We start from the raw sequence: 6,885 nt of genomic DNA, 5'->3' as shown, positions 1-6,885 counted from the left end.
TCCCAGATGATCTTTGCCGGCGCATGAATATCGATGTGGGTATCGGCCTGGTATCTTGTTGCCGTATCGGGTATCAGTTGTTCCAGCGGGACGAGCAGCAATGGAAGCAGGACGACGACGCTGACGCGCAACCGGTCTTGTTTTTCACGGCGCCGGAGTTTGTGTTGGGCTGCTACGAGGCCGCCGATGGTGGAGAACACCATGAACACCGGCATGATCATGATCCAGCAGGCGAAACCTTCCAATCCCAGCAGGGTCGTAACGAAAAGGAAGGCGATGATCGGCAGCCAGGGCGCCATCGCGCGGTAGCCTCTTTTTTTCACCAGGTGAATTGGGGAGAAAAAAATGGTCAGATAGCCGATGCCGAAAGGTACGCCGAAGAGAAAGCCAACGGACATGACCTGTGCGACGTGCTGGAATGGATTCAGGTCGAAGAGCAGCCACATTCCCAGGGCGTAGACCAGGGGTAATCCGATGAGGAGAAGCCAGCGTTTCAGGTTGGGGTTCATGGTGTACAGATTAGTTATGAATAATACTTTTTATCGCTTTATCCAGCTTTTCGTACTGGAACCGGAAACCGGTTTCCAACAGTTTTGCCGGTAACACCCAACGGCTTTTCAACAGCAATTCCGTCTCGGTGCCGATGAGCAGGGCGCCCAGCTTCAGCAGCGGGGCCGGGGCGCGGAGTCCGTGACGGACCCCGGCAAGATGCCGGACCGTCGACATAAAGAAGCGGTTGGTTACGGGTGAGGGGGATGAGAGATTGAATGTGCCTTCCAGTTCCGGGTGATCGAAGAACCATTCGATCGCGCGCGCGACGTCGTCGATATGCACCCAGCTGTACATCTGCCGGCCATTCCCCTGCGGACCCCCCAGCCCATATTTTACGAGGTTGAGATAACGGGGCATTACACCGCCTTGTCCCAGCGTGATCGCGAGGCGCAGGGCGATCTTGCGGGTAAAGGGTGTGCGTTGTTCTTCAAAGCTCTTCTCCCAGCGTTTGCAAACCCTTACTGAAAAATCATCCTCTATCTCACCGGTATATTCATCCTGCGGCCGGTCTTCCGCGTGACGATAAATGGTCGCCGAGCCGCCGTTGATCCATAATTTTGGCGGAACTGTCGCTTCGCGGATCGCCTGCCCAATTGCAGTGGTGGCATCCGCCCGGCTGTCGGAGATCTGCTGGCGGTTGTGGGCCGTATAGCGGCAATTGACGCTACGGCCGGCCAGGTTGATCACGATGTCCGCTCCTTCCAGGTCGGCGGCCCAATGTTTCGCGACGGTCCGGCCATCCCAATGCCAATAGGTGATGTTGTAGCCATCCCTGGCGGTGAGGAGAGGACCGTCGGGGTTGTTGTCTGAGCGGATGGCGGTCGCGGAACGCCGGCTGAGAATAATGACATGGTTGTCTTTGGCCCAAAGCCTCGTCAGTGCCTGACCTATAAAGCCGGTGCCGCCGGCGATGATAATCTTTTTATTTTTCATACATTGTTTTTGAACTTTCGATAAATATTGAAATAATGGTTCTTAATAAAAGCCGCAGGGCGGCTGTTTTCTCAACGGGTTTAATTCTTTCCGGCGAACAGCTTGACCAGGCTGCCGAGAAACCAGTGCTCATCGGCCTTGATCATCGTATCCAGGGTTTTGTCTGCCTGTTCGCTGAACTTGCGGATATTGTTGATGGTGTCGGTGAAGGTTTTCACGGCCTTGTCTTTTTTGTCGCCCTCCACTTCGCTTAGTTCTTTGAGTACGGGGATCATCTGATCCAGTTCACGTTTTTTGCGTTCTTTTATGATCTGCCGGGCGACTTTCCAGATATCTTTTTCCGCGGAGAAGAATTCCTTTCGTTCGCCGGGGATCAGGACTTTTTGCACCAGGCCCCAGTCCATCAGTTCGCGCAGGTTCATATTTGCATTTCCGCGGCTGATGGCCAGTCCTTCCATTACTTCGTCGGCGCTGAGGGGGTCGGGGCTTACCAGCAGGAGGGCATGGATCTGCGCCATGGTTCGGTTGATTCCCCAATTGGTGCCAAATCTGCCCCAGTCGGCGATGAACTGTGCTTTTGCTTCTGCGAGTTGCATGCTCAAAAATAGGGATTTTTTCGAACTTTCAAAAATTACTGAAAGATTTTCTTGGGGGGGACGGTGGCCATGGCGGGCGGGGGACGGAAAGCCGCGGTGGGGACACGGTGGATCGGTGGGATGGCCGGGGACGGCGATTGCGGGGGCTACGACGGAAGATAGGCTCGATTAGACGGAACAGGTAGCTGCGGCCGGGATAGCCGGACGGCGGGGGCGATAGCTGGAATGGGGATGACGCCGGAACGGGCCTAGTATTTCGGGCAGGTGTATTCTTTGGGTTCGCGGGATCTAAACCCTTTACTTCCCGGGCGGATGACGAGTGCGAGATAGAAGCCGCCATTCTGGGCCTTTGTCTTGGAGAATACGGTGGCCCAGTTGTGGACCCCGAACAGGAGGGGCCCCAGTTTGGCTGCGCCGCCGACCCACACCTTGCCGTTTGTCGTTACGGTAACCGGCAGATAGCCGCCCAGGTTCTTTGTTTCCCAGCGGGGGGTAACGGCAAAAAGCGTGATCTCCTTTGTGAACAGGCGGCGCCCTTTGTTGTTGCCGCCCAGGTTTAGGGTGAGCTCGGTATTGAGCGCAAAGTGTTCGGGAAGGGGTCGGTCCACGTTGAGGATGAGTCTTGCCGGGTTCCAGATCAGGAAATGCCCTCTGAGCGGGCGGATCGAATTAACGATCGTGGCGAGGCTATCGTTGAAATCGTGCATGCTGCCGACAAAATTGAATTTCTCGTTGAGGTCCAGATCGGAGACATTGCTTTTGGGATTGCTGGCGGCCCTGCTTTCGGTTCCGTACTGGTACATGTTGGCGCCGACGTCCATCAGCGAGGCGCCGATCTTCCACTCATAGTCATAGTAGTCGTCCGCGTCGCCGTAGACGGGGACGCTTTGCGATTTCACGAGGTATTCGACACCCAGGTCGAACGCGGCCCCTGCCCGGGATTGCGCGACGAAGTCATGGATGTTGGACCCGGCGCTCCGGTTGCTGTGTATGGCGTCGTAGTTGGAAGAGTACCCGTATGTCGCGCTGCCTGCCGCGACGGTATAGATGGTCAGGGTATCCAGGGTGTTCCGCTTGACCGTGCCATTGGCTAATTGGGCGTAGGCCCCTGAGAGCCCCCGTTGGGCATGGAGGGTTATCCCGGCATTCAGGCGGCCATAGGCATCATCCCAGATCGTGCGGCTATACGTGCCATACAGTTCGAGCCAGCTGCTGGTAACGAATTGCGCTTCGTATGTGGTGTTCTCGTTGATGTTGAAGAATTGGTTCATGTTCTGCAACGAATCGTTATAGTTAGCCGGACCCGTTTTTGCGGCGCCGTACCCCCGGATGTTAGCCCCGAAGGAAATGGCCTGGTTCCGGCCAAGCGATATCCGGGCATTGAAGAGATGAATGTTGAAGTTGAACGCGGCATAGCGCTTTAGCAGGCCGCCCTTCCAATTATAGCCAATGGTATCTCCATGGTGGAGATAAGACAGATCCGAAAAAGTGATGGCGTTGGTGGTATTCTTTACCTGAACGGAGAAAAGGGTAAGATCCCATGGGTAGGGGGTGCTCAGGATCGAAGCCGGGTTGTTGGCTGCGCCCATTGCGCCGGCAAAGGGCGATCCGTTGATGGCCTGATAGTCTTGTGCGGCGACGCTTAACGTACAGATTAAGAAGAAAAGTATCCCCCTGAATTTCATGCGATTAGTTCAATTAGCTGTCAGTCAAAAGATTGTGGTCGGTCTTTTCGGTGGGATATAGGGTTACGGTTTTACGCTTTAAACAGGAGATTGATCTGTAATCCGGCACTGGACGCTGGCCGGATCGGGTCAGAACGGCTGACCGTGCGTTTGTCTAATCAAAAAGGAAACCAATTTTGGGAAAGGTTTCAGCGAATATAATAAAAGATTCGTACGTGACACAGTCCCAAACCAACGTTGAAAGAAACGCCCCATCCATAACCGCTTCCCGAATTCCCGATTCCACCGGTCGGTCCATTCCTGTTCCAGCTGATAGCGGGCTATTTCGCCCTTGAGAAAATCGTCGATACAGGCGAAGGCGATCTTGCTACCGTGCAGGGCCATACTCATCCCATTTCCGGACAGGGGGGGTACCATTCCCGCTGCGTCACCGATCAGCAGGATATGAGCTTCCACCTGGGTCTTTTTTTCGAAGCTGATCTGTGCAATGGTTACGGGTTGTTGATAGAGTCGCACCGTTGAAGAGAACAAGTCATTGAGATACGGATTCCGGCTGAGAATGGTTGCTTCCATTTCCGCGATGGAATTGCCGCTGGCCTGGAGGTTGGCGGCCGTGGTCATATAGCAAAGGCAATACCGGTTGTCTTCTATCTTCGAGATGCCGCAGTAGCCGTTTGAGAAATGATGCAGCGCGATCTGGTCGGCAGGCAGGTTGGCGGTGACGTGGTATTTTACACCTATATAGTTGTTCAGCCGGGTCGATCGCTTCCGGATGAAGGCTCGTTTCCAGCGGACATCCAGATTGCTTCGTTTTCCAAAGGTGCCGCAGGCGACCCTGGTCGAAAAATTCCCTGCGGTTGTGCTGACGGTGAAGACATCGCGGTGAAAAACGATATCGGTTACTCTTGTCGACTCGTGCAGTTCCACGCCTTCCGACCTGGCGATGTCTGCCAGTGCTGAATCCAGCCGGTAGCGGCTGATGCCGAAGCCGCCGAGCGGCAGTTGCTGTTCGAGTAACCGGCCGTTGGGCGCCGACATGAGCAGGGTCCGGATGATGGGTAGGTTCCAGTCGCTCAGGGGTAAACCGAGTTCTTCCAGGAAATTCCAGCTTTCCAGGCTGATATATTCTCCGCAGACCTTGTGATAGGGATAGGTCTCCTTCTCAAAAAGAGCTACGTGATAGCCGGCCCTGGCCAATTGGATCGAAAGTCCAAGCCCCGCCAGGCCGCCTCCTGCTATAATGACATCATGCATATTGGTTTGCTCTTGTGGCGCTGATGACGAGCCAGCGAAACGCCCATTTCCATTTTATCGAAGCTCCGGAGCCGGCCTGCTGCAGCAGTCTCTTCCATTCCTGCCGGTTAAACCCACGCAGGACGGATAGCGGGGCATCGTTCTTTACGAGATAGGATGCCGAGAACCAGCGGGTCAGGATACGGATCGAGTGGAATGCGAGCGGGTGCCGGTGCAGGTCGTTTATAAACCATCCCACGCGGGCCTGATCGTCCATCCACCGGAGCTGCGGAACCAGTTCTTCATCGGTGAAATGATGACAGAAAAGGGAAGAAAAAAGGATATCCGGTTTTTCGCCGCCAAATGAAACGGCCCGGTAGTCCGAGTGGATCCAATCGGCATTGTCCCCTTTCCAACGTTGCCGCGCCATTTCGATACAGTGTGGATTGCTGTCGATGCCGGTTACACGAACATCGATGCCCCGCTTTTTGCACCAACGGTCGAGGACCCGTAAGTTATCACCACCGCCGCAGCCGATCTCGCAGATATGTAGCCGCCGGCGGCCATGGGCGAAGGAAGCCAAACCTTGGATGGAGATAGCGTGTCCTCCGAGCCAGGTGTTGATGAAATCGAGCTCGAGCATATTCCTTTCGATCGCCGGAAAGGGCAACCCTTCGCCATCCAGCAATTCCTTTTCATAGCTGCGCTTCGAAAGATCGGGTTTGCCGGGCATATTGATCAATTAGTTCGATTCTGCAATGAAGGTCTCCATGGTGAGTCCCGGGCCAAAGGCTGCCCCGAATATACAGTTGGACCCCGTGTCGGCAGGGTCGTTCAGGATGCGTTTCAGCACGAAGAGAAGGGTTGCAGAAGACATGTTGCCATACTGCTCCAGGACTGCATAGCTATGGTCCAAATGACCGTGAGTAAATGTAAGACTCTTATCGATGGCATCCAGTATCTTCTTTCCACCGGGATGGATGCACCAGTGATGGACAGCCTGTTCTTCGATGCCGATCTTTTCGAGGGCATGCCGGACCAGGGAGGCGAAGTCCGCCCGGATGATATCGGTGACATAGTTGCTCAGGGTCATGCGAAAGCCGGTGGAAGACAGGGCCCAGCTCATATCGTGCTGGCCTTTGAGCATTACCTCCGAATAAAATTGTTTTAGCCGAAGGCCCTTTCGCGGATGGTCATCCGAGGTGACCAGCGCGGCGGCCGAGCCGTCGGCAAAGAGCAGGCTGGACAACATATTGTCCAGCGTCGGTTCCTGCTGAAAATGCAATGTGCATAGTTCGGTACAAACGACCAGGACGCGGATCCCCGTGCCGGTTGAAGCCAGTGCGTGCGCCAGCTTCAGGCCATGGATGGCCGCGTAGCAACCCATAAAATTGATGGATGTGCGGAAGATCGTGGAGGGCAGGCCCAGGGCTTCCATCAGTTCGAGATCGAGGCCTGGGGCGCTCATGCCGGTGCAGCTGACCGTTATCAGGTGGGTGATCTCGCGGGTATCCGACACTCCTTCGAGACAATTTCGGATAGCCGACAGGGATAAAGGCGCCGCATGTTCCTGGTACCAGCGCATCCTTAATTCGATGGATGGAAAAGGCTCCAGATTTTCCGTAGGCGGATAGAATTGCCATTGCTGGATGGGCCGGGAATAATCGGGGATGACGGAATAGCGGGTTTGGATGCCGCTTTGATGATAAAGGAACTTCAGTTTTCGGCCGGCCTCTTTTTCCAATCCATAAATTCCTTGCATAAAAGGCAGGATGTCTTCCTGCCGATGTTTGTAGGCAGGCACTGCCGTTCCGATGGAAATGATCTTACTCAATCGATTGTACTTGATGTTATATACGCATGATCAACCTGCAAAGATGAGACCA

The 6,885-nt window shown here is 54.7% G+C and carries 6 protein-coding genes and 1 pseudogene; all 7 read right to left on the bottom strand.

Annotated features, from left to right (window positions below):
* Positions 1-509 (bottom strand): annotated as a pseudogene (locus tag VGM48_RS16845) (hypothetical protein); the annotation flags it as partial.
* A gap of 10 nt (positions 510-519) precedes the next feature.
* Positions 520-1,485, bottom strand: coding sequence for a TIGR01777 family oxidoreductase (locus VGM48_RS16840; protein WP_331581218.1), 966 nt, complete (start codon positions 1,483-1,485; stop codon positions 520-522).
* 80 nt (positions 1,486-1,565) lie between these two features.
* A complete protein-coding gene (locus VGM48_RS16835) occupies positions 1,566-2,081 on the bottom strand; it encodes a transcriptional regulator (RefSeq protein ID WP_331581216.1) in 516 nt (171 codons plus the stop codon).
* Between the two features lie 248 nt (positions 2,082-2,329).
* On the bottom strand, positions 2,330-3,766 hold the full coding sequence (locus VGM48_RS16830; RefSeq protein ID WP_331581214.1) for a hypothetical protein: 1,437 nt from the start codon (positions 3,764-3,766) through the stop codon (positions 2,330-2,332).
* Between the two features lie 129 nt (positions 3,767-3,895).
* Entirely contained in the window at positions 3,896-5,020 is a 1,125-nt protein-coding gene (locus tag VGM48_RS16825; RefSeq protein WP_331581212.1) for an NAD(P)/FAD-dependent oxidoreductase, read from the bottom strand.
* Positions 5,013-5,732: a methyltransferase domain-containing protein gene (locus VGM48_RS16820; protein WP_331581210.1), complete on the bottom strand. Its 720-nt coding sequence runs from the start codon at positions 5,730-5,732 to the stop codon at positions 5,013-5,015. The genes VGM48_RS16825 and VGM48_RS16820 overlap by 8 nt, the downstream gene beginning before the upstream one ends.
* Before the next feature lie 9 nt (positions 5,733-5,741).
* Positions 5,742-6,833 (bottom strand): type III polyketide synthase, encoded by a 1,092-nt coding sequence (locus tag VGM48_RS16815; protein WP_331581208.1) that lies wholly within the window; start codon positions 6,831-6,833, stop codon positions 5,742-5,744.
* Positions 6,834-6,885: the final 52 nt, after the last annotated feature.

It is taken from the genome of Puia sp. (assembly GCF_036500295.1).
Classification (GTDB): domain Bacteria; phylum Bacteroidota; class Bacteroidia; order Chitinophagales; family Chitinophagaceae; genus Puia.
The sequence above is the reverse complement of the archived record's forward strand: the minus strand, read 5'-3'. Positions and strand labels throughout refer to the sequence as shown.

What these genes read in the sequence shown, in the direction of transcription:
- VGM48_RS16840 (WP_331581218.1), bottom strand. Translation starts at nt 1,485, where the DNA reads ATGAAAAATAAAAAGATTATCATCGCCGGCGGCACCGGCTTTATAGGT.
- VGM48_RS16825 (WP_331581212.1), bottom strand. Translation starts at nt 5,020, where the DNA reads ATGCATGATGTCATTATAGCAGGAGGCGGCCTGGCGGGGCTTGGACTT.
- VGM48_RS16820 (WP_331581210.1), bottom strand. Translation starts at nt 5,732, where the DNA reads ATGCCCGGCAAACCCGATCTTTCGAAGCGCAGCTATGAAAAGGAATTG.
- VGM48_RS16835 (WP_331581216.1), bottom strand. Translation starts at nt 2,081, where the DNA reads ATGCAACTCGCAGAAGCAAAAGCACAGTTCATCGCCGACTGGGGCAGA.
- VGM48_RS16830 (WP_331581214.1), bottom strand. Translation starts at nt 3,766, where the DNA reads ATGAAATTCAGGGGGATACTTTTCTTCTTAATCTGTACGTTAAGCGTC.